Source organism: Streptomyces spororaveus (assembly GCF_016755875.1).
GTDB lineage: Bacteria > Actinomycetota > Actinomycetes > Streptomycetales > Streptomycetaceae > Streptomyces > Streptomyces spororaveus.
In genome coordinates this window covers 469,271-488,458 of the sequence record NZ_BNED01000005.1, presented here as the reverse complement: position 1 = coordinate 488,458, position 19,188 = coordinate 469,271, and the positions used below count along the sequence as shown (strand labels likewise).

Annotated in this window: 14 protein-coding genes; 5 read left to right on the top strand and 9 right to left on the bottom strand. The window is 72.4% G+C overall.

Annotated elements, in window-relative coordinates; genetic code table 11:
• Nucleotides 1-76: 76 nt before the first annotated feature.
• On the top strand, nt 77-937 hold the full coding sequence (locus Sspor_RS04890) for an SDR family oxidoreductase (protein ID WP_202197931.1): 861 nt from the start codon (nt 77-79) through the stop codon (nt 935-937).
• 262 nt (nt 938-1,199) lie between these two features.
• On the opposite strand, the gene Sspor_RS04885 is transcribed toward Sspor_RS04890, so the two are convergent.
• Nucleotides 1,200-2,324 (bottom strand): serine hydrolase domain-containing protein, encoded by a 1,125-nt coding sequence (locus Sspor_RS04885; RefSeq protein WP_202197930.1) that lies wholly within the window; start codon nt 2,322-2,324, stop codon nt 1,200-1,202.
• A gap of 173 nt (nt 2,325-2,497) precedes the next feature.
• On the opposite strand from Sspor_RS04885, the gene Sspor_RS04880 reads away from it, so the two are divergent.
• Nucleotides 2,498-3,157: a TetR/AcrR family transcriptional regulator gene (locus Sspor_RS04880; RefSeq protein ID WP_202197929.1), complete on the top strand. Its 660-nt coding sequence runs from the start codon at nt 2,498-2,500 to the stop codon at nt 3,155-3,157.
• 231 nt (nt 3,158-3,388) lie between these two features.
• A complete protein-coding gene (locus tag Sspor_RS04875) occupies nt 3,389-4,126 on the top strand; it encodes an NPP1 family protein (protein ID WP_202203483.1) in 738 nt (245 codons plus the stop codon).
• Nucleotides 4,127-4,204: 78 nt separating this feature from the next.
• On the opposite strand, the gene Sspor_RS04870 is transcribed toward Sspor_RS04875, so the two are convergent.
• The 5 genes from Sspor_RS04870 to Sspor_RS04850 all read right to left on the bottom strand — a co-directional run bounded on the left by Sspor_RS04870 (nt 4,205) and on the right by Sspor_RS04850 (nt 12,219).
• Nucleotides 4,205-5,305, bottom strand: coding sequence for a substrate-binding domain-containing protein (locus Sspor_RS04870; protein ID WP_202203482.1), 1,101 nt, complete (start codon nt 5,303-5,305; stop codon nt 4,205-4,207).
• 273 nt (nt 5,306-5,578) lie between these two features.
• Nucleotides 5,579-6,619: an ABC transporter permease gene (locus Sspor_RS04865; RefSeq protein ID WP_202197928.1), complete on the bottom strand. Its 1,041-nt coding sequence runs from the start codon at nt 6,617-6,619 to the stop codon at nt 5,579-5,581.
• Nucleotides 6,616-8,166, bottom strand: a complete 1,551-nt coding sequence (locus Sspor_RS04860; protein WP_202197927.1) for a sugar ABC transporter ATP-binding protein — start codon at nt 8,164-8,166, stop codon at nt 6,616-6,618. Before Sspor_RS04860 ends, Sspor_RS04865 begins: the two co-directional genes overlap by 4 nt.
• 131 nt (nt 8,167-8,297) lie before the next feature.
• On the bottom strand, nt 8,298-11,117 hold the full coding sequence (locus tag Sspor_RS04855) for a SpoIIE family protein phosphatase (RefSeq protein WP_202197926.1): 2,820 nt from the start codon (nt 11,115-11,117) through the stop codon (nt 8,298-8,300).
• A 106-nt stretch (nt 11,118-11,223) separates the two neighbouring features.
• Nucleotides 11,224-12,219, bottom strand: a complete 996-nt coding sequence (locus Sspor_RS04850) for a cyclase family protein (RefSeq protein WP_202197925.1) — start codon at nt 12,217-12,219, stop codon at nt 11,224-11,226.
• A 91-nt stretch (nt 12,220-12,310) separates the two neighbouring features.
• Here Sspor_RS04850 and Sspor_RS04845 point away from each other — a divergent pair, with 91 nt between their 5' ends.
• Together Sspor_RS04845 and Sspor_RS04840 are read left to right on the top strand one after the other, a co-directional pair.
• Nucleotides 12,311-13,252 (top strand): NAD-dependent epimerase/dehydratase family protein, encoded by a 942-nt coding sequence (locus tag Sspor_RS04845; protein ID WP_202197924.1) that lies wholly within the window; start codon nt 12,311-12,313, stop codon nt 13,250-13,252.
• An 83-nt stretch (nt 13,253-13,335) separates the two neighbouring features.
• Nucleotides 13,336-16,653 (top strand): aminotransferase class I/II-fold pyridoxal phosphate-dependent enzyme, encoded by a 3,318-nt coding sequence (locus tag Sspor_RS04840; protein WP_237404258.1) that lies wholly within the window; start codon nt 13,336-13,338, stop codon nt 16,651-16,653.
• A 10-nt stretch (nt 16,654-16,663) separates the two neighbouring features.
• On the opposite strand, the gene Sspor_RS04835 is transcribed toward Sspor_RS04840, so the two are convergent.
• The 3 genes from Sspor_RS04835 to Sspor_RS04825 all read right to left on the bottom strand — a co-directional run bounded on the left by Sspor_RS04835 (nt 16,664) and on the right by Sspor_RS04825 (nt 19,153).
• Nucleotides 16,664-17,242 carry a toxin gene (locus tag Sspor_RS04835; protein WP_202197922.1) on the bottom strand — a complete coding sequence of 193 codons (579 nt, stop codon included), beginning with the start codon at nt 17,240-17,242 and terminating at the stop codon, nt 16,664-16,666.
• Nucleotides 17,239-17,703, bottom strand: a complete 465-nt coding sequence (locus Sspor_RS04830; protein WP_202197921.1) for a helix-turn-helix domain-containing protein — start codon at nt 17,701-17,703, stop codon at nt 17,239-17,241. Before Sspor_RS04830 ends, Sspor_RS04835 begins: the two co-directional genes overlap by 4 nt.
• Before the next feature lie 298 nt (nt 17,704-18,001).
• Nucleotides 18,002-19,153, bottom strand: coding sequence for an MAB_1171c family putative transporter (locus Sspor_RS04825; RefSeq protein ID WP_202197920.1), 1,152 nt, complete (start codon nt 19,151-19,153; stop codon nt 18,002-18,004).
• Between the last annotated feature and the right edge of the window lie 35 nt (nt 19,154-19,188).

Below are 19,188 nucleotides of genomic sequence, written 5' to 3'. Positions count from 1 at the left end.
AGAGCTTGCGTGCGCACGCACATAATTTTATGGTGTGTGTGCACGCACATAAACCAGCCCTCTGAAAGGCCCCGCCATGTCGACCTCCTCCACCTCCGCCTCCGACCGCACCGTCCTGATCACCGGCACCTCCTCCGGCATCGGCCTGGCCGCCGCGATCGCCGCCGCCCAGGCGGGCTGGCGTACCGTCGCCACCCTGCGTGACACCGGCCGGGCCGACGCCCTGCGCAAGGCCGCCGTCGAGGCGGGCGTCGAGCTCGACATCCGACAGCTCGACGTCGTCGACGAGGCCTCCGTCGCCGCCGCCGTCGAGGGCGTCATCGCCGACTACGGCCGGCTGGACGCCGTCGTCAACAACGCCGGTGCCGGGCACGTGGGCACCCTGGAACTCGAATCCGTCGCCGACGTACGCGAGGTCATGGAGGTCAACTTCTTCGGCGTACTGAACGTCTCCAAGGCCGCGCTGCCGCACCTGCGGGCCACCGGCGGCCGCCTGATCACCGTCACCAGCGTCGGCGGCGTCGTCGGCCAGCCCTTCAACGAGGCCTACTGCGCGGCGAAGTTCGCGGTGGAGGGGTACATGGAGAGCCTGGCCCCCGTCGCGGGCGCCGTCGGCGTGAGCGTGACCGTCATCGAGCCCGGCGCCGTGGCGACCGAGTTCGTGAACAACATCGGCCTCGACCTCGAGGCCCGGATCGCCGCGGCCGGCCCGTACTCCGACGCGCTGCGCCACTACGTCGAGCGCACGGTCGGCCAGTTCCTGAACGGCGCGCAGACCCCGGCCGGCGCGGCCGAGTCCGTCATGGAGGCGCTCACCGCCGACCGGCCCGCCTTCCGCATCCAGACCTCGCAGTGGGCCCGTGACTTCACGGGGACCAAGCTGGCCGACCAGGACGGCTCGGCGGTCGTCGGTATGACCGGGACCTGGGTCGCCTGACCTGCCTCGGGCGTCCCGGGCGGGAGGGGGGCGGGGTCCCGAACTGTGCTCCGCCCGGAACCGGGTCATGATGGCCGGAGGTGGACGAGGCCGTCGCGCCGTCCCCGGGACCGCGCGACGGCCCGCCCGGGTCGGGAGGTGACTCGTAGGCATGGACGAATCGCGCAGGGCCTGGTTCACGATCGGCGTCGTCGTCGCCGTCATCCTCCTGGACCTCCTGGCCATCATCCTGATGAACACACTCGGCTGAGCCCGGTCCCGGTCAGCCGTACATCGCCAGGCGGTACAGGGCCGCGAGCGCGCCGTCGACGGGATGGGGCTGCGGTACGCCGGCGGAGTCGAGCCTGTTCCACCGCTGCAGGTTCACCGCGACCGCCATCTGCCGCTTGCCGTCGGCACGGGTCATGGCCAGTGCCCCGCCACCCCAGACCGTGCCGCCATGGCCCCAGAAGACGCCCTGACCGGGACCGGGACCCTCCATCGGGTGCAGACCGAGGCCGTACTCGATCGTCCTGCCCTCCTGGGAGACGACCGGGACCGTGCGCTGCATCTGCGCCAGCGACGACGGGCCGACGATCTCCCCGGCCAGCAGTGCGGCGTAGAAGCGGTTGAGGTCCGCGACGGTCGATATCAGCGAGGCCGACGGCCCCACCCATGACATGTCGTAGACGCTGTAGTCGCGCGGCGGGTCGATCATGCCGAACCACGCCTCGTAGAGCTGCGAGTGCGGCCCGTCGACGTACGGTCCGGCGGGGAGTTCGGTGTCCAGGAGCCCGGCGCGCTCGATGACGTTCCGGGTGATGTACTGCTCGGCCGTGGTGCCGGTCACCTGTTCCAGGAGCTGGACGAGGAGCAGGTAATTGGTGTTGGAGTACACCCCCGGCCGTCCGCCCGGGATGCCGACGGCAGGTGCGGTGACCCCCGTCCTGATCAGTTCGGCAGGGTCGAACCGCGTGAACCGGTGGTCGTCCAGGCTCTGCGGCCCGGTGTCCGCGAGGGAGGGGAACGCCTTGAGGGAGGGGTAGGCGTACGGGAGGTACTCGGCGAGGCCGCTGGTGTGGTTGAGCAGCATCCGGACCGTGATCGCCGCACCGCGTTCCCCGGGGACCAGTCCCGGAAGGTAGCGGCCGATCGGTGTGTCGAGGCCGATCCGGCCGCTCTCGGCCTGCTGCAGGACCGCGGCGGCGGTGAAGGTCTTGGTGATGCTGCCGACGCGGTGCCGCATGTCGGCGGTGACGGGGCGACCGGTGGCGACATCGGCGACCCCCGCGGCGCCGCGCCAGACCTGCTCGCCGTCACGCACCTCGGCGAACAGGCCGGGCATCCCGGCGCGGTGGACGTTTTCGATGGCCGCGTCCAGCGCCGCGCCATCCAGTGGGTTCTTCACGTCATGCGTCCTTTCGTGTTCCCCGGGGGCGAGCACCGCATCGCTCGCCCGACCCGGACCAGCAGGGCACGAGTGGCGGGCCGTCGCGACCGACACGCCTATGTCCTCATTATGCACGCGGTGCGTGCAACACCAAGTGCACAGGTAGGATGCGATCCGGTGAGAGGAGCAAGATGGCAGGCCGAAGGCGTTGGTCGACCGAAGAGATCCTGGATGCGGCGGCGGAGCTGCTGCGCACGAGCGACACGGATTCGTTCAGCGTGCGCAAGCTGGCCGCGGCCCTCGGGACCGATTCCTCCAGCCTCTACCGTCATTTCCGCAGCAAGACCGAACTGCTGCGCGCCGTCGCCGACCGGATCCTCCTGGCCGCGATGGACGGCTACCGCCCCGAGGGCGACTGGAAGCAGCGCATCACGGCCCTGGCCCTGCGTGCGAGAGAGGCCTTCGGGCAGCAGCCCCAACTCGCCGCGGTCTGGGGGCGCTATGCGTCGAGCGGCACCGGTTCGCGGCTGGTCATGGAAGAGGTGCTGCAGGCCCTGCGCGCGTCGGGACTGCCCGACGAGGAGATCCCGGCGCGCTACCACCGGCTCGCGGTCCTCCTTGCCGCGCTGATCGCCTCCGAGGCCGGGGTCAGCACCGTCACCCCGGCAGAGCATGAGCAGGGCATGGAGCTGTTCCGCGTGGCGGTTCTGGGCGCCGACCCCGAACGCTTCCCGGCCCTGGCCCACTTCGCCCGCGACGTCCGCCCCCTCGGGGAGGATCGCCGCGCCGCGTTCGAAGAGATCCTCGCCGCCCAGCTCGCCGGCATCGAAGCCGCGGTTCGCCCGGCCTAGGCCTCCGGCCTACCTCTGACAATCCGTCAATTTCCTTGTGTACGCGGCCTTTTCCGGCTCTTCGGTACGCAAGGAACGGAGTCTGCGCGGCCCCTTGCCGTGTCGCCCCGGTTCGCGAATGATGCTCGCGGCGCGCCGGTCGACGGTGTTCCGTCGCCCCGCGTCCGCCATCCTCGCACCCGGCCGGCCAGGAGGCCCGTTTTGCGGACGAACCGTCACATCCGGAGATCGATGGTCGTCGTCGGTGCCGCCCTCGCGGTGGTCGTCGCCGTTCCCCAGGTGGCCTTCGCGGCCCCGCCGCCGGCACTCCCCGGCAAGGCGGAAGCGATCGAGCTGACCTATCAGCCCGCCTACGACTACGACACCGACGGCTGCTACCCGACGCCCGCCATCAGTTCGACCGGCGTCCTGAACGGCGGACTCAAACCCACCGGCGCCCTCAGCGGCAACTGCCGGGACGCCTCGGACCTCGCCAACACCAACGGCTACTCCCGCTGGAAGTGCAACAACGGCTGGTGCGCCGTCATCTACGCGCTGTACTTCGAGAAGGACCAGGCCCTGCCCGGCATCGAGCTCGGCGGCCACCGCCACGACTGGGAGCACGTGGTCGTGTGGATCCAGGGCAACGACGCCAAGTACGTCGCGACGTCCGCACACGGGGACTTCAACATCCACACGCGTGACCAGATTCGCTGGGACGGCAACCACCCCAAGATCGTCTACCACAAGGACGGCATCGGCACGCATTGCTTCCGCGCGGCGAACACCAACGACGAGCCGCCCGAGAACCACCGCGGCACCTGGCAGTTCCCCACGCTCGTGGGGTGGTCGGGCTACCCGGCGACCGTGCGCGACAAGCTCACCCAGGCTGATTTCGGCAGCGCGCACTTCGGCCTGAAGGACGACTCCTTCGCCTCCCACCTGGCGGAGGCCAAGCCTGCCGGGATCCCCTTCGACCCATACCAGTAGCACCCGGCACCCGGCACCCGGCACGCCCCGGGCACCGGCCCCGCACCGAGCGGGACCGGTGCCCGGGGCGCCGTGGCGTCAGCCCGCCCAGATCCGGCGGTACCCCTCGCGGTAGCCGGACGGGTCCCAGGAGGTGGCGCCGTCGCTGTTGCCGGCGGTGGCGACGTGCACGGGGGCCACGTACCCGCTGGGCGGCCGGCCGGCGAAGGCGCGGTTGAACTCGTCGACGATCTGCCAGCCCTGCTGGTTCAGCGGCTCGGGCACGGTGGCGGCCTGGAACTGCCTGCTGTTGATCCGCTGGAAGGCGGACGGGTCGCCGTCGCCCGCGCCGATGTTGAAGGGCGGCCCGGAGCCCGGCTTGCCCGCCGCGCGCAGGGCCGGGGCCGCGTCCGCGAAGTAGAGGTCGTTGATGGCGGCGGAGTACGTCCAGTCGTCCTGGAAGCGGGAGAGCAGCGAGGAGACCGCCTGCGGGGTGCGGCTCGCGGCGTCCGGGATCGGGATGTTCTCGTAGCTGAGGATCCGTACGCCGGAACAGGCGGCGAGCCCCGCGCGGATCAGCTCGGCCTTGTTCTTGGCGAAGGGGATCGAGTCGTCGGTGAAGAGGACGACTCCGGCGTCACCCGCGGACCGGGCGATGATCCAGTCCGCGCTGATCCTCGCCACGTCCTCCACCTTGGTGGTGACGTTGGTGAACAGCTTGGGCCGCTCGCTCGGGCCGGGGGAGCCCACCGCGTGCCAGCCGATCACCGGGATGTGCGCCGCTTCGGCCCGCGCCATCTGCTGCGAGGTCAGCTGGGGGTCGAAGCCGCCGATGACGATGCCGGACGGCCGCACGGTGATGGCCTGACTGAGGGCCGCCTGGATGCCGGCCGGGGTGCCGTCCCCGTCGATCACCCGGACCTGCCAGCCGATGGCCTTCGCCGCCTCCTCCAGCCCCTTCGCGACGCCCGCGACACCGGGGTTGGTCATGGTCTGGGCGACGTAGACGATCGACTTGCCCGGTACGGCCGCGGGGCCGGTGGTGGGACCGTGCCAGGCGGTGTCGGAGTTCTCGGCCCGCGCGACGGCAGCCCGGGCGCTCGCGAGCGCGGTGGGGCAGCCCGCCTTGGGCGGCGCGGCGCCGGTGGAGGGGCCACCGCCCCCGCAGCCGGCGACGAGGGCGACGACCGCTGTCAGCAGGGCCGCGGCCGTGCGCGTGGTCCTGCGGTGCGGGCGAGGGTGCGAGTACGGGTACGAGTACGGGTCCTTCGGGTACACGGTGCTCCTGACGCGGTGCGCGTACGAACTCTTCCAGGGGGTGTCTTGTCGATCAGGGTGGATCAGGGAGCGGTGGTCGGTGCCGTGTATCGCAAGGCGGACGAGGGAGGCGACGCGGAGCGTCGCCGACCGAGGACAACGCGGCGAGGCGCGGTGCCGGGCGCCGCGAGCCCGCCCTGATCGACAAGACACCCCCTAGGGGCTGCGCAGCCGGCGGCGGGCGGAGTAGCCGGCCAGGCCGACGGCGATGAGGAGGGTGGCGCCGTTGAACAGCGGAGTGGCCCAGAAGTCGGCGCCGAGCTGGCCGATGCCGGCGAGGCCGATGGCGAGGACGGCCACGGCCACGACGGTGCCGAGGGCGTTGACGCGGCCGGGTTTGATCGTCGTGGACCCGAGCAGCGCGCCGACGAAGGCGGGCAGCAGGTAGTCCAGCCCGACGCTCGGGTTCCCGGTCTGCTGCTGGGCGGCGAGGAGTACCCCGGCGATGCCGACGACCAGCCCCGATCCGGCGAAGGCGCAGACGGAGTACCGGTGGCTGGGGATGCCGATGATGTCGGCGGTGCGCCGGCTGGAGCCGATCACGTACATGTACCGGCCGAGCGGCAGCCGTTCCAGGACCACCCAGAGCGCGGCCGCGAGGGCCAGGACGTAGTAGGCGGGCAGCGGCAGGCCGAGGAACCGGGAGTTGTACAGGCCGGTGAAGGCGGCGGGCAGGCCGTCCGGGCCGGGGACGATCCGGGAGCCGTCGGTGATCCAGCCGGTGACGGCGTACATCATGCTGCCGGTGCCGAGCGTGGCGATGAAGGAGTCGATGCGCACGTACTCGACGATGACGCCGTTGAGGATGCCGACCAGTGTCCCTCCGATGACCACGGTGAGGCAGGCGAGCGGCCAGGGCCAGCCCGTGTCGACGATGAGCTGCATCACCATCACATGGGCCAGGCCGAGGCCGTAGCCCATGGACAGGTCGAACTTGCCGGTGGCGATGGGGATGGTCGCGCCGAGGGCCAGGATGGCGGGGATCGACTGGTTGGAGAGGATCGAGGAGACGTTGTCCCGGGTGGGGAAGGTGTCCGGCAGGACGAGGGAGAAGACGAGGAACAGCAGCACGGCGAGCGCCAGCAGGCCGTAGGCGCCGATGTGGTGACCCCGCAGGCGGTTCAGCGGGGACCGCGGCCGAGGCGGAGTGGGAGGCGCGGGCGGGGGTGGGGGCGCAGGCGTGGGGGGAAGGGTCATCGGTCCGCCGTGGGGCCGGTGATCGCGGGCATGGCCGAGGCGGTCCGGGTGAGTTCGGTGACCGTGAGGGCCGCACCGCTCAGCTCGGTGCTCACGCTCCCGCGCACGAACACCAGGGCGCGATGGCACACGTCCGCGACCTCCTCGAAATCGGTGGAGATGAGCAGGACCGCCAGGCCCGAGGCCAGGGCGTCGTCGAGCAGCCGGTGGATGGTGGCCTTGGCCCCGACGTCCACCCCGGCGGTCGGCTCCTCCAGGACGAGCAGGCGCAGCCGTCCCCGGAGCGAGCGGCCGACCATGACCTTCTGCTGGTTGCCGCCGGACAGGGTGGCGATCGGCACCTCGCTGTCGCGGGGGTGCACCGAGAACCGGTCGATGAGGGCGGTGGCCTGGGCGCGCTCGCGGCGGGGGCCGATCCAGCGCACCGCGGGGGCGCCGGCCGCGCGCGGGTTCGCCAGGAAGTTCTCCCGTACGGTCAGATCCGCGGCGCAGCCCTCCTCCTGACGGTTGGCCGCCACGAAGCCGACGCCGGAGTCGAGAGCGGCGTGGACCGTACGCGGGTGGTACGGCCGGCCGTCGAGCAGGACCCGCCCGCCGAGGACCGGCAGGGCGCCGGCGAGGGCGCGGCCCAGCTCCATGTGGCCGGCGCCGGTCAGGCCCACCATGCCGAGGACCTCACCGGCCCGCAGGTCCAGGCTGACTTCGCCGGTGGACACGGTCCGCACCCTGTCGAGGCTCAGCACGGGCGGGCCGGCGGCGGGGGGAGGCCCCGGCGTCCGTGCGGCCGGTGCGTGGCCCACGATCGCGCGCACCAGCCGGTCCGGGCTGTGACCGGCGAGCGGGCCCCGGTCGACCAGCCGGCCGTCGCGCAGGACGGCGAAGGTGTCGGCGACCTGGTAGACCTCGTCCAGCCGGTGGCTGACGTAGAGGATCGCGTGGCCGCGGTCGCGCAGGGTGTGGAGTACGCCGAACAGCCGCGCGCAGTCCGCGGCGGGGAGGGTGGCGGTCGGCTCGTCCAGCACGATGAGCTCGGCCCGGGTGGCGAGGGCGCGGGCGATGGCCACGAGCGAGCGCTCGGCGGGCCCGAGGCGGGCGATCCGGGCGTCGGCGTCCAGATGCCCGGCGACGATCTGCAGGGCCTCGTCGCAGCGCTCCCGGGTCCGCCGCCAGGAGATCAGCCCGTGGCGGCGGGGGTATCCGGCGCCCAGGGCGATGTTCTCGGCCACCGTCATCCAGGGGACGAGCCCGAGGTCCTGGTGGATGAAGGACATGTTCCGGGTCGCGGCGTGGCTGCCGAGGGGATGGCCGGTCACGGTGACCGCGCCCGCGTCGGCGTGGTGGACACCGGCGAGCAGCTTGATGAGGGTGGACTTTCCGGCTCCGTTGGGGCCGAGTAGGGCGAGGACGCTGCCGCGGTGGATGTCGAGGTCGACCGCGTCCAGCGCCAGGGTGCCGCCGAACCGTTTGCTCAGGCCGCGCATGCGGACGAGCGGTGCGGCACCGGAATGCGAGGGTGGGCTCGCCCAGGTGTCGGGAGCGTCATGCACAGACTTCTCCGGGGGTCGGCCTCCGAGTTCTTCCCGACGGTACGGGGCACTCTACGGTGACATAGGGGCTCATTCCCGGCATATCGCCGCACTGTTTGACCCCAATGGCCGAACGGCCGGGGATTCGGGGGTCATGTCGCGGCCAGGCTGCACTCGGCCCAGATGACCTTGCCGCCGGTGGTGTAGCGGGTGCCCCAGGACTGGGCGAGCTGCGCGACGAGGAACAGGCCGCGGCCGCCCTCGTCGGTGGTCGCCGACTGGCGCATGCGCGGGGCGCTGCTGCTGGCGTCGTGCACCTCGCAGATCAGGTTGCGGTCGTGGATGAGACGGACCCGGATGGGCGCGGTCCCGTACCGGACGGCGTTCGTGACCAGCTCGCTGAGCAGGAGTTCCGTGGCGAACGCGGACTCCTCCAGCCCCCACCGGTTCAGCTGGCTCACGGAAGCGGCGCGGACCTCGGAGACGAGCGCCGGATCGGCGGCCAGCTCCCAGGTGGCGATCCGGTCCGCGGGTACGGCGTGGGTGCGGGCGACGAGGAGCGCGATGTCGTCGTCGGGGTGCTCGGGCGCCACGGCGTCGAGGACGGCCTGGCAGGTTTCCTCCGGGGTCCGGTCCGGGTGGGCCAGCGCCCGGTTCAGGGCGTCGAGGGCCACGTCGACGTCGCGGTGGCGGTCCTCGATGAGCCCGTCGGTGTAGAGGACGAGCTGGCTGTGCTCGGGGAGCCGGATCTCGGCCGACTCGAAGGGCAGGCCGCCGAGGCCGAGCGGGGGACCGGCGGGCAGGTCGAGGAGGGATACGGTGCCGTCGGGTCGGACCAGCGCGGGCGGAGGGTGGCCGGCGCGGGCCATCGTGCACTGCTGGGAGGTGGGGTCGTAGATCGCGTACAGGCAGGTGGCGCCGACGATGCCGGTGCTGCCCGAGCCGGGACCGTCCCCGCCCTCCTCCCGGTCGAGGCGCACCATCAGGTTGTCCAGGTGGGTGAGGAGCTCGTCGGGGGCCAGCTCCAGCTCGGCGAAGTTGCGGGCGGCGGTGCGCAGTCGGCCCATGGTGGCGGCGGCGTGCAGTCCGTGGCCGACGACATCGCCGACGAGGAGGGCGACCCGGGCCCCGGACAGGGGGATGACGTCGAACCAGTCGCCGCCGACGCCCGACTCGGCGGGCAGGTAGCGGTGGGCGACCTCGACGGCGCTCTGCTCGGGGAGGTCGCGGGGGAGCAGGCTGCGCTGCAGGGACAGGGCGAGGGTGTGTTCGCGGGTGTAGCGGCGGGCGTTGTCGATGCACAGGGAGGCGCGGGCGGCGAGTTCCTGGGCCAGCGAGCGGTCGTCGTCCCCGTAGGGGGCCGGGTCCTGCGAGCGGTAGAAGCTCGCGACGCCGAGGACGGCACCGCGGGCGAGCAGGGGGACCGTGATGAGGGAGTGGATGTTGTGGGCGAGGAGCCGTTCGGCGTGCCGGGGGTCCTGGGCGATCCAGCCGAAGGCGGCCCGCAGATCCTGTTCGAGCACCGGCTGCCCGGTGGCTATGCAGCGCATGTGGGGCGTGGTGGGCCGCAGACTGATCTGCGCGCCGACCGGGTAGAAGGGGCAGTCCTCGCGGATGCCGTGGACCACCGTGCGCTGCATCTCGGTGGTGGGATGGGGGGACTCCTCCCCGAGCAGTACGGCCGCCGGCAGGTCGATGGTGACGAAATCGGCCAACCTCGGGACGGCCGTCTCGGCGAGCTCCCAGGCGGTGCGGCTCACGTCCAGCGTGGTGCCGATGCGGTTGCTGGCCTCGGCCAGCAGCTCCAGGCGCCGGCGTGCCGCGACGGCGTACTTGCCCACCTCGGGCTCGCCGACCAGCACCAGCCCCCTGACCCGGCCCTGGGCGGGGCCGGCGGCGGACGCCGCGACGGCCTCCCCGGCGGGGCCTCCGGCGCCCGGTGCGCCGCCTGCGCGGACCGTCGCCGGTTCCGGACCGGGGGTGACGTGAGGACGGAACGCGGGCGGCACCCCGGCGGGGGCGTGCGGCTGGGGGTGGGTGGGGGCGGGGGCGTGCCGCTCCGAATCCTCGGGGAGCAGGGCCTCGACGACGACCCCCTCCACCCCGGCGGCGCTCGTCACGGGGCGGCTGACCAGCGTGACCCACCGGCCGCGGGACAGGGGCACTTCGGCGGCGGCCCGCCGGTCCCCGGACATCAGCTCCGTGGCCTTCTCCTTCAGGGTCGCCTGGTCGCTCTGCTCCAGCTCGCTCTGGAGGAAGTCGGCCATCGCCACCGGGTGCCCGTCGAGGCCGTGCTCGCCGCTCACGGCCAGGCTCGCGGTGTGGAGATAGGCCTGCAGCAGGCCGTGCTCGCGCGCCGAACTCTGGTCCATCAGCCGTCGTTCGATGGCCTCGGCCGCCTTGCGCACCACGGGGATCAGCGCCGGGTCCGCGTCGGTGTAGGGGTATCCGAGGCACAGGACGCCCTGGATGTGCCCGCTGAGCTGGTCGCGCAGGGGGATCGCGGTGCAGGCGCTCGACTGGGAGCGCTCGGCGAAGTGCTCGGCGCCGTAGACCTGGCACAGGCGCCTCTCCGCGAGGGTGAGGCCGATGCCGTTCGTACCGGCCACCTGCTCGGCGAAGACGAACCCGGGGAGGATCTGGATCGGGGCGAGCTCCTTGAGCATGGATTTCTCGCCGAAGCGGCGGGCGAGGACCATGCCGTGACCGTCGGCGAGGCAGATGTTGGTGCGGCTGCCCGCGAAGATGCTCTGGAGCCGGTCGAGTACGGGCTCGGCGGCGCGCAGCAGCGGACCGTCCGGGTCGCAGCCCTCCTGGTACGGGAGCTCGGACTGCTCCGGCGACAGCCCCAGCAGCCGACTGCGCTGCCACGAGCTCAGGATCGGACTTCTCACACTTCCCTCGACCGACTCGCCCTGCAGGAATCGGTCACGGAATCGCACGGGGCCGATGCGGTCTCCGACGACCCCCATGTGCATCACTTCCCCTCACCGGAGCACCCTCGATCGCCAGATTTGAGTATATTCCTCCCATTTCGGCAATGAGGTCTGGGAGCGAAGCGATCAGCGGGTGCCCGCGTCACAGGACCGCGACCGGATTGACGGGCGAGCCCGTGCCGCCGGGGACGTTCAGCGGTGCCACGACGAGCAGGAACGTGTAGCGGCCCGCCTCGGCGCACGCCGCCGAGAGCGGTTCGAGGTCGAGGTTGTCCAGCAGCGGCACCCCCATCGCCGTGACGGCGAGCGCGTGGACGGGGGAGTGCACCCCCTCGACCGGCGAAGGCCGTACGTCGCTGTCCCCGTCGCCGCCCAGCAGTGCGACGGCGCGCTCGGCCAGCATCGGCAGGGCGTCCACGTGCCAGCCCGCACTCGCCGTGTCGGGGTTCCAGGGGCCGAGCTCCCGGCGCCGGCGCAAGGCCCCGGAGCGCAGCAGTACCGCGTCGCCGTCCCCGATGGTCACGCCGAGCGCCTCCTGCGCGGCGACGACGTCCCGCGCGTGCACCGCACGACCCGGTTCCAGCCAATCGACCCCGAGGACGGCGGGCAGGTCGACCAGGACGCCCCGTGTGACCAGGGGGCCCAGCGCCGACACCGCGCCGAAGCGGGCACCCGCCGCGTCGACGGACTCCCGCGCCGCGCGCCCGTCGTACAGCTGCCCTCGGTAGGCGATGTGTGACAGCGCGTCGAGGTGGGTCACGCTCTTGCCGTGGTAGTCGGCGGCCAGGAAGTCCTTGTGGACGGACGGTTCCGGGGCCTGTACGTCGCCGAGGTCGGACATGTAGTGCAGGGCGGGCTTCGCGTTGTCCGGGCCGGGGCGGGTGTCCCAGGGCCGTGCCATCGGGACCACCGTCCCGTCCCTGACCGCGGCGGCGGCCCTGCGCGCATGGTCGGCCGTCACCCCGTTCCAGGCCCCGCGGTCGGCCTCGGCCCACCGGCCCCACGTACGGACCGAAGCGAACAGTGCGTCGAACTCCTGGCGCGAGACGGCGGGCCCGTTGTCCGGCCGGCCGGCGGGGGCACCGCCTCGGGCGCCGCCGGCGGTGCCGGCCGGGGCGTCGCCGGGGTTGCCGCTCATGACCCCAGTGTCCGGCGGTTCACGCTCCCGCGCTGGCCGGGAGACGTTCTCGGCGGAAGGGGGCGCCGTTCGCTCGCGCTAGTGTGCGCACGTGAGCTTCCAAGTCGTCATTGGTTTCGGGCCCGCCGGCGCCGCCACCGCCCGGCTCCTCGCCGAACAGGGCCATACCGTAAGGGTCGTCACCAGATCGGGCCGGAGCCCGGAACCCGGGATCGAGCACGTCGCGCTCGACGCGACGGACACCGATCGGCTGTCCGGGGCCGCGCGGGGCGCGGCGGCGATCCACAACTGCGCCGCGCCGCCCTACCACCGCTGGGCGGACGACTGGCCCGCGCTGTCCTCGTCCCTCTGCGCCGCGGCCGAGGCGACCGGGGCCGTCCTCGTCATGCTGGGAAACCTCTACGGCTACGGCCCGGTGGACGGCCCCATGACCGAGGAACTGCCGCTCGCGGCGACCGGCCCCAAGGGGCGGGTACGCGCCGAGGTGTGGGAGCGGGCGCGGGAACTGCACGGGCAGGGCCGGATCAGGGCGGTGGAGGTACGCGCCTCGGACTTCTTCGGACCCGGCGTCACCGACGGCGGTCACCTGGCCGCACGGGTCGTGCCGCCGCTGCTGCGCGGCAAGCCGGTCACCACCCTGGGGGACCCCGACGCCCCGCACAGCTGGACCTACCTTCCCGATGTCGCCCGGACGCTGTGCGCGGCCGCGCAGGACGAGCGGGCCTGGGGACGCGCCTGGCACGCCCCGACCCAGCCCCCGCTGTCCGTACGGGAGATGGTGGGGCGACTGTGCGCGCGGGCCGGGACGGGGCCGGTCGCCGTACGGCGGCTCCCGTCGGCCGTGATCGGCGTGGCCTCGCTCTTCTCCCCGCTGATCCGCGAACTGAAGGAGATCCGCTACCAGTTCGACCGCCCGTTCGTCGTGGATTCGAGTGCCTGCGAGGTCGCGCTCGCGGTACGGTCCACCCCCGTCGACGAGCAGGTCGAGGCGACCGTGGAATGGTGGCGCGCACGGCTCGCGGCCGACGGCTGACACGGCTGACACGGCTGACAGGACGGGATGACCACATGGAGGACTCCAGGAGGCCGCGGCGAGAAGGCATCGCCGTCGTGGGGATGGCGTGCCGGTTCCCGGGAGCGCGCGATGTGAACCAGTACTGGAGGCTCCTGACGGCCCCGAAGGCACAGTTCGGGGCGATCCCGGACGCGCGGTGGCGCACCGCGGCCTTCAGGGGCGACAACCTCCGTGACACCTCTTCCGCGTACACCGACACCATGGCGCTGCTGCCGGAAACGGGCCACTTCGACGCGGCCCACTACGGCATCCCGCCGCGCCGGGCCCGCGCGATGGATCCGCAGGCCAGGCTGCTGATCGATCTCGCCCGCGAGGCCATCCAGGACGCGGGGTGGGAGGCCGACGGCTTCGACCGCGAGGAGACCTCGGTGATCACGGCGCTCACCGAGGGCGGCTACCGCGAACTCAGCACCCTGCAGATCCGGATGCGCCAGCTGGCCGGTGGCGAGTTCGGGGCGCGGCACACCCACCCGCACCTGGCGGCATCGGTACGCGCCGTCGACGGGCTCAACGGCACCTCCGTGGCCGGGCTCCTGCTCAACATGGGCCCGAACAGCATCAGTTCGGTCTTCGACCTGCACGGCGAGAGTTACGCCCTGGACTCGGCGTGCTCGGGCGGACTCATGGCCGTGGCCAACGCGGTGCACGCGCTGCGCGCGGGCCGCTCCCGCATAGCCCTGGCCGGCGGCGCCCAACTCGTACTCACCCCCGACCTGCTGGTGGGGCTGTGCCGGATCGGCGCCCTCTCGCGCAGCGGCCGCTGCCTGCCCTTCGGCGCGCAGGCCGACGGGTTCGTCCTCGGCGAGGGCGCCGGGGTCCTGGTGCTGCGGCCCCTGACCGACGCCCTGGCGGCGGGCGACCGGGTCTACGCGGTGATCCGCGGCGTGGGAACGGCCAACGACGGGACCGTGCAGGGCGGCCTGCACCCCCAGGCGGCCGGTCAGCTCCGCACGCTGCGCCGGGCCTACCGCGACGCGGGCCTGGCCCCGGACGCGGTGGGCTATCTGGAGGCGCACGGCACCGGGACCACCGTCGGCGACCCCGTCGAGCTCGGTGTCCTGCGCGAACTGCGCGGTGAGCACGCCGAACCGGCCTACCTCGGCGCCGTGAAGGCGGTGGTCGGACACTCGCTGAACTCCGCCGGGATCGCCGGGCTCGTCAAGTCGGTCCTGGCCGTGCAGAGGGGCGTGATACCCCCGCAGCCGGAGTGCGACCTGGCCGACCGCTCCGGATTCGACGCCGCCCGGCTCACGGTGGCCACGGAGGCGATTCCGTGGCCGGAGCGCGGAGGTCCGCGCCGGGCGGGGGTGAGCGCCTTCGGCTTCGGCGGCACCGGTGTCCACCTGGTGCTGGAGGAGTGCACCACGGCCCCGGCCGGCCCGGCGGCGTCCGCGGCGCCGGACGACGGACCGCACGTACTGGCCCTCAGCGCGCGCGACCGTGACGGACTGGCCCGCTACGCCCGGGAGCTCGCGGACACCATCGCCGGAGACCGGCTCCCGGCCGCCGCGGTGGCGGCCACCCTCGCCCGCCGCGCACCCCTCACGCAGTGCCTCACCCTGGTGGCCCGGGACGGAGCCGACGCCGTCGCCCGGCTCACGGCGGCGGCCGCCGCCCTCGCGGCGGGCCGTACGGAGGGACTCACCGAGCACACGGCCGCAGCCGCCGTGCCACGGCCGCCCACGGCGGTGCGGACACCCCCGTGCACCCTGCCCCCGAGCCCGCTGGCCCCGCGCCGCCACTGGGTCGTGGACGATGCGGCGCGCGAGGTCCCGGATCCCGCCGGGACGATCCCCGAGGCACCCGCCGCACCGGCCGTGTCCGCCGTCCCGGCCGCATCCGTCGTGTCCCTCGTGCGTGAAGAGGTCGCGCGGACCGGTGTCTTCCCGCCCTCCGAGCTGAGCGAACACCTGACGCTGGTGGCCGACCTCGGATTCGACTCCCTGATGCTGCAGGAGCTCGGAGTCCGCATCGCCCAGCGCATACCGGGCTTCCGGTCCGAGGAGCTGTTCTCGCCCGGACTCACCATCGGCCGGCTGATCGGACTCGTCCACCCGGGCACGGATCCGGGCACGGATCCCGCTTCCGCTTCCGCTTCCGCTTCCGCTCCCGCTCCCGCCGAACCGGCCCTCCGGCAGGAGGGCGCCGCATGGGCCGCCGGGACGGCCGTCATCGACGAGTTCCCCGAGGTGGGCGAGTTCGAGCAGCGCCTCGGCCGGATCGGCGACAGCGGCGCGGCCAACCCCTACTTCCGGGTCCACGAGGGCAACATCCGCGACACGACCGTCATCGGCGGGCGGTCCCTGTTGTCCTTCGGCAGCTACAACTACCTCGGCTTCTCCGGTCATCCGGCGGTCGACGAAGCCGTGCACCGGGCGGTGGAGCGGTACGGCACCTCCGTCTCCGCGAGCCGCGTGCTCTCCGGCGAACGGGAGCTGACCGTAAGGCTGGAGCGGGCGCTGGCCGACTTCCTCGGAGTCGACGACTGCCTGACCCTGGTGAGCGGCCACGCCACCAACGTCACCGCGATCGGGCACCTCGTCGGTCCCGAGGACCTCGTGCTGCACGACGCGCTCGCCCACGACAGCATCCTCCAGGGCTGTGCCCTGTCCGGGGCGGCGCGACGCCCCTTCGCCCACAACGACATGGGGCGGCTGGAGCACATGCTGCGGCTCAACAGGTCCCGGTTCCGGCGGGTGCTGATCGCCGTCGAGGGCGCCTACAGCATGGACGGCGACCTCGTCGACCTGCCCGCCCTGGTCGAGCTGAAGAAGCGCTACGGCGCCCTGCTCCTGGTCGACGAGGCCCACAGCATCGGCACCGTCGGCGAACACGGCCGCGGAGTGGGCGAGTTGTACGGCGTCGACCGGTCCGAGGTGGACCTGTGGATGGGCACCCTCTCGAAGGCCCTCGCCAGCTGCGGCGGTTACCTCGCCGGCTCGGCCAGAACGGTGCGCTGGCTGCGCCACACGCTCCCCGGCTTCGTCTACAGCGTCGGCCTGACTCCCGCCAACGCGGCCGCCGCGCTGGCCGCCACCGAACTGCTCGCCGCGCAGCCGCAGCGGGTGCGCGCGCTCAGGCGGAACTCCGGGCTCTTCCTCCGGCTCGCCACCGCGGCGGGTCTGGCGACGGGCTCCAGCGGCGGCACACCCATCGTGCCGTGCATCCTCGGCGATTCCGTGAGGACCCTGCGCGTCGCGGACCGGCTGTTCGCCCGGGGCGTCGTCGCGGACCCGATCTTCCACCCCGCCGTGGAGGAGGGACTGTCGAGACTGCGGTTCTTCGTCACCAGCGAGCACCACGAGGACGACATCGGACGGGCCGTGTCGATCCTCGCCGAAGAGGTGGCCGCCCGCTGAGTGGTCCATCTCAGATCAGGGTGCGTTCGATGCGGCTGAGTGTGGCGCTCCTGGCGGAATTGCCGTCCTCGTCGTCCCCCGCGCCCGGCGCCCCGGCGGGCCGCCGCCCGGCGTCGCCGATCCGCTGGGAGAGGAGGTAGGCGATGATCTCCGCCTCCTGCTCCTGGACGTCGTCGTAGGTCGCGCGCAGGAGCATGTCGCGGACGAGTTCGGGGTCGAGGTTGGGGAAGAGGAGGCGTGCGGCCGCCCCGTCCAGCCCGCCTGCCCCGCGATGGCAGCAGATGATGTGGCCGAGCTCGTGCAAGATGATGTGCTCCTGATGAGCGCCGGTGGTGTTGGCGTCGTAGAAGATGAGGTCCTCGTCGCGCGCGGCGACCCACATGCCGCACGGATGCGAGGAGGGCATCTGCATCGGGACCAGGATGATCGGGCGGTCGCGTACCTCCCCGAGGTGGCGGCACAGCTCGGCCACGTCGGTCGCCCTCGGCAGATCGAGTTCCGCGATCCGCTGCGCTCCGGCCTTGCGGAGCTTCTTGAGCCGGCTGCGGCGGTCGTGGTCGGCGGACCGCTCCTTGCGGGCGCCCCTCATCCCGGCTCGGAGGGGTCGGCGACGGGCGGCAGGCCCTGCATCTGCCGGTACTGGTCCATGATGGCCGTGATGGCCTGGAGGTTCTCCTTCTTCATCCCGGCCGCCCGCATCGCCACGGCGCGCACCCCGGACTGGCGCAGCGCCTCGATGGCGGCGAGCTCGCCGAGCACGGACTCGGCGACCTTGTCGTCGAAGAAGTAGGCGACCGAGACGCCGAAGAAACGGGCCAGGGCGGACAGGAGATCGGGTGACGGGTTGGAGCGCTTCCCCGTGCGCAGCTGCGACAGGTACACGCCCCCGACCTTGAGTTCGGGGGTGACCCGCTTCAGCTCGTCCGCGACCTCGGCGTTGGTCCAGTGCCTGCCCTTGGGGCGGACCGTTCTGAACAGGTCGTCGAGGCGCACCGCGAGCAGGGGGCGTTCCTCACTCCCGTTCCCGGTGTCGTGCTCGGTCCCGGTCATGGTGAACCATCCTCCCGTCGCCTCCTCCGTATAGCTCTCAGCTATACGTCAGTTTCACAGATTAGCTGTCAGTTGACAATTGGCCAGGACTCGGCGAACGTGGGGTCCGGCCGGATAGCTGGCAGCTAACTTGCGTTCACGGGGGACGCACATTTGGTCGCCGGTGACATCGGACTGGCCCGGCCCTCGGGGGATGGGCCGGGCCAGTCCGGGCGGGAGCCACCCGTCCGGCCGCCAAGCAGCGGGGAAACGGGATACCCGCCCGGTTTGACGGGGGATGCAAACCGGGCGGGAGTTCTCAACTCGCCTTGCCGAGCTTACTGTAGGCGGCTGCCACTTGGGTGAGCCATGCCAGCTCTGCCGCGAAGTTGTTCGTGTCCCGGTCGTCGAAGTCACCCTCGTCTTTGTTGTTCCGGGGGACCGTCCCGGTCAGTTTTGCCTGCAAGGCCCGCTTGATCTGTGTGGCTTCGGTGAAGGCCTGCCGCGATTCCGCGCTCACCTCCTTGGCCGGATCGCACCCCTCGCCGGTGCTCCGGTCGATGTACGGACGCAAGTCCCGCCACCCGTCGCGTATTTCGACGACCCGGCGGTGCAGCCGGTAGCCGAGGTCGGACACCGAGGCGCCGGGCGGCTCCAGGGCGATGTCCGGGGAGGACTCGTACAGGTCCCGCCAGAGCGGGTAGAGCGCCCGGTACGACCGGTAGGTACGGGCCCACTCCAGGAGCCGGCTCGCCGCCGGGCCCCAGGAGGAGTTGGTCAGGCTGAGCGAGAGCATGACGATGCCCGCGGCGCTGAACACCGAAGCCGCCACCTTCCAGGCCCCGATGTCGACCCCGCCGGCCGCCGTGAGGATGTTGACCGTCCTGGCCGCGCAGTAGAGGAACAGGACCACGGCGGTGACCGAGAGCAGCCGCAGGGCCTGGCGCAGCGAGGCGTTGTCGGTCATCCGCGCGTACGGCCCGCACTGGAGGTAGATCGTGACGCACGGGATCGCCTGGGAGACGATGAAGGCCAGGAGGTACGTGAGCAGCAGCGGCTCGCTGGTGCCGTCGAAGTCCGACGCCGGCCGGGCGGTGCCGTCGGCGAGGAGGAAGAGGGCCGTCAGCAGCACATCGAGAGCGATGCCGGTGACCACCCAGTAGCGGGTCCTGCGGACGGACCGCTCGTCCGCCGCGGCCCACCGCAGCAGGATGATCTGCGCGCTGACGCAGAAGGCGACCGCCGACAGGTGCATGAGCAGGACGGCGAGGTTGCCGACCCCCAGCAGGGGCCCGCCCCCCATGGCCAGGGCGCCCATCGTGAAGGTGAGGCACTGGAGCAGCAGCGTGGCGATCAGCGTGCGGTACGCGCCGTCCTTCCAGCTGCGCCGCGCCTGGCACAGCCGGTAGACGAGCGCCGCGTACGACGAGAGCGCGGCTATGACGAAGCAAAGGGTCCTGGTGGTGTTCACGTCCTGGATTTCTGCCGGTGTCGCGTGGGTCGCGC

Bases quoted from the DNA above. Each gene is read 5' to 3' on its own strand.
- Sspor_RS04865 (WP_202197928.1), bottom strand. From the start codon at position 6,619: ATGACCCTTCCCCCCACGCCTGCGCCCCCACCCCCGCCCGCGCCTCCC.
- Sspor_RS04840 (WP_237404258.1), top strand. From the start codon at position 13,336: ATGGCGTGCCGGTTCCCGGGAGCGCGCGATGTGAACCAGTACTGGAGG.
- Sspor_RS04850 (WP_202197925.1), bottom strand. From the start codon at position 12,219: ATGAGCGGCAACCCCGGCGACGCCCCGGCCGGCACCGCCGGCGGCGCC.
- Sspor_RS04875 (WP_202203483.1), top strand. From the start codon at position 3,389: ATGGTCGTCGTCGGTGCCGCCCTCGCGGTGGTCGTCGCCGTTCCCCAG.
- Sspor_RS04855 (WP_202197926.1), bottom strand. From the start codon at position 11,117: ATGGGGGTCGTCGGAGACCGCATCGGCCCCGTGCGATTCCGTGACCGA.
- Sspor_RS04890 (WP_202197931.1), top strand. From the start codon at position 77: ATGTCGACCTCCTCCACCTCCGCCTCCGACCGCACCGTCCTGATCACC.
- Sspor_RS04835 (WP_202197922.1), bottom strand. From the start codon at position 17,242: ATGAGGGGCGCCCGCAAGGAGCGGTCCGCCGACCACGACCGCCGCAGC.
- Sspor_RS04880 (WP_202197929.1), top strand. From the start codon at position 2,498: ATGGCAGGCCGAAGGCGTTGGTCGACCGAAGAGATCCTGGATGCGGCG.
- Sspor_RS04830 (WP_202197921.1), bottom strand. From the start codon at position 17,703: ATGACCGGGACCGAGCACGACACCGGGAACGGGAGTGAGGAACGCCCC.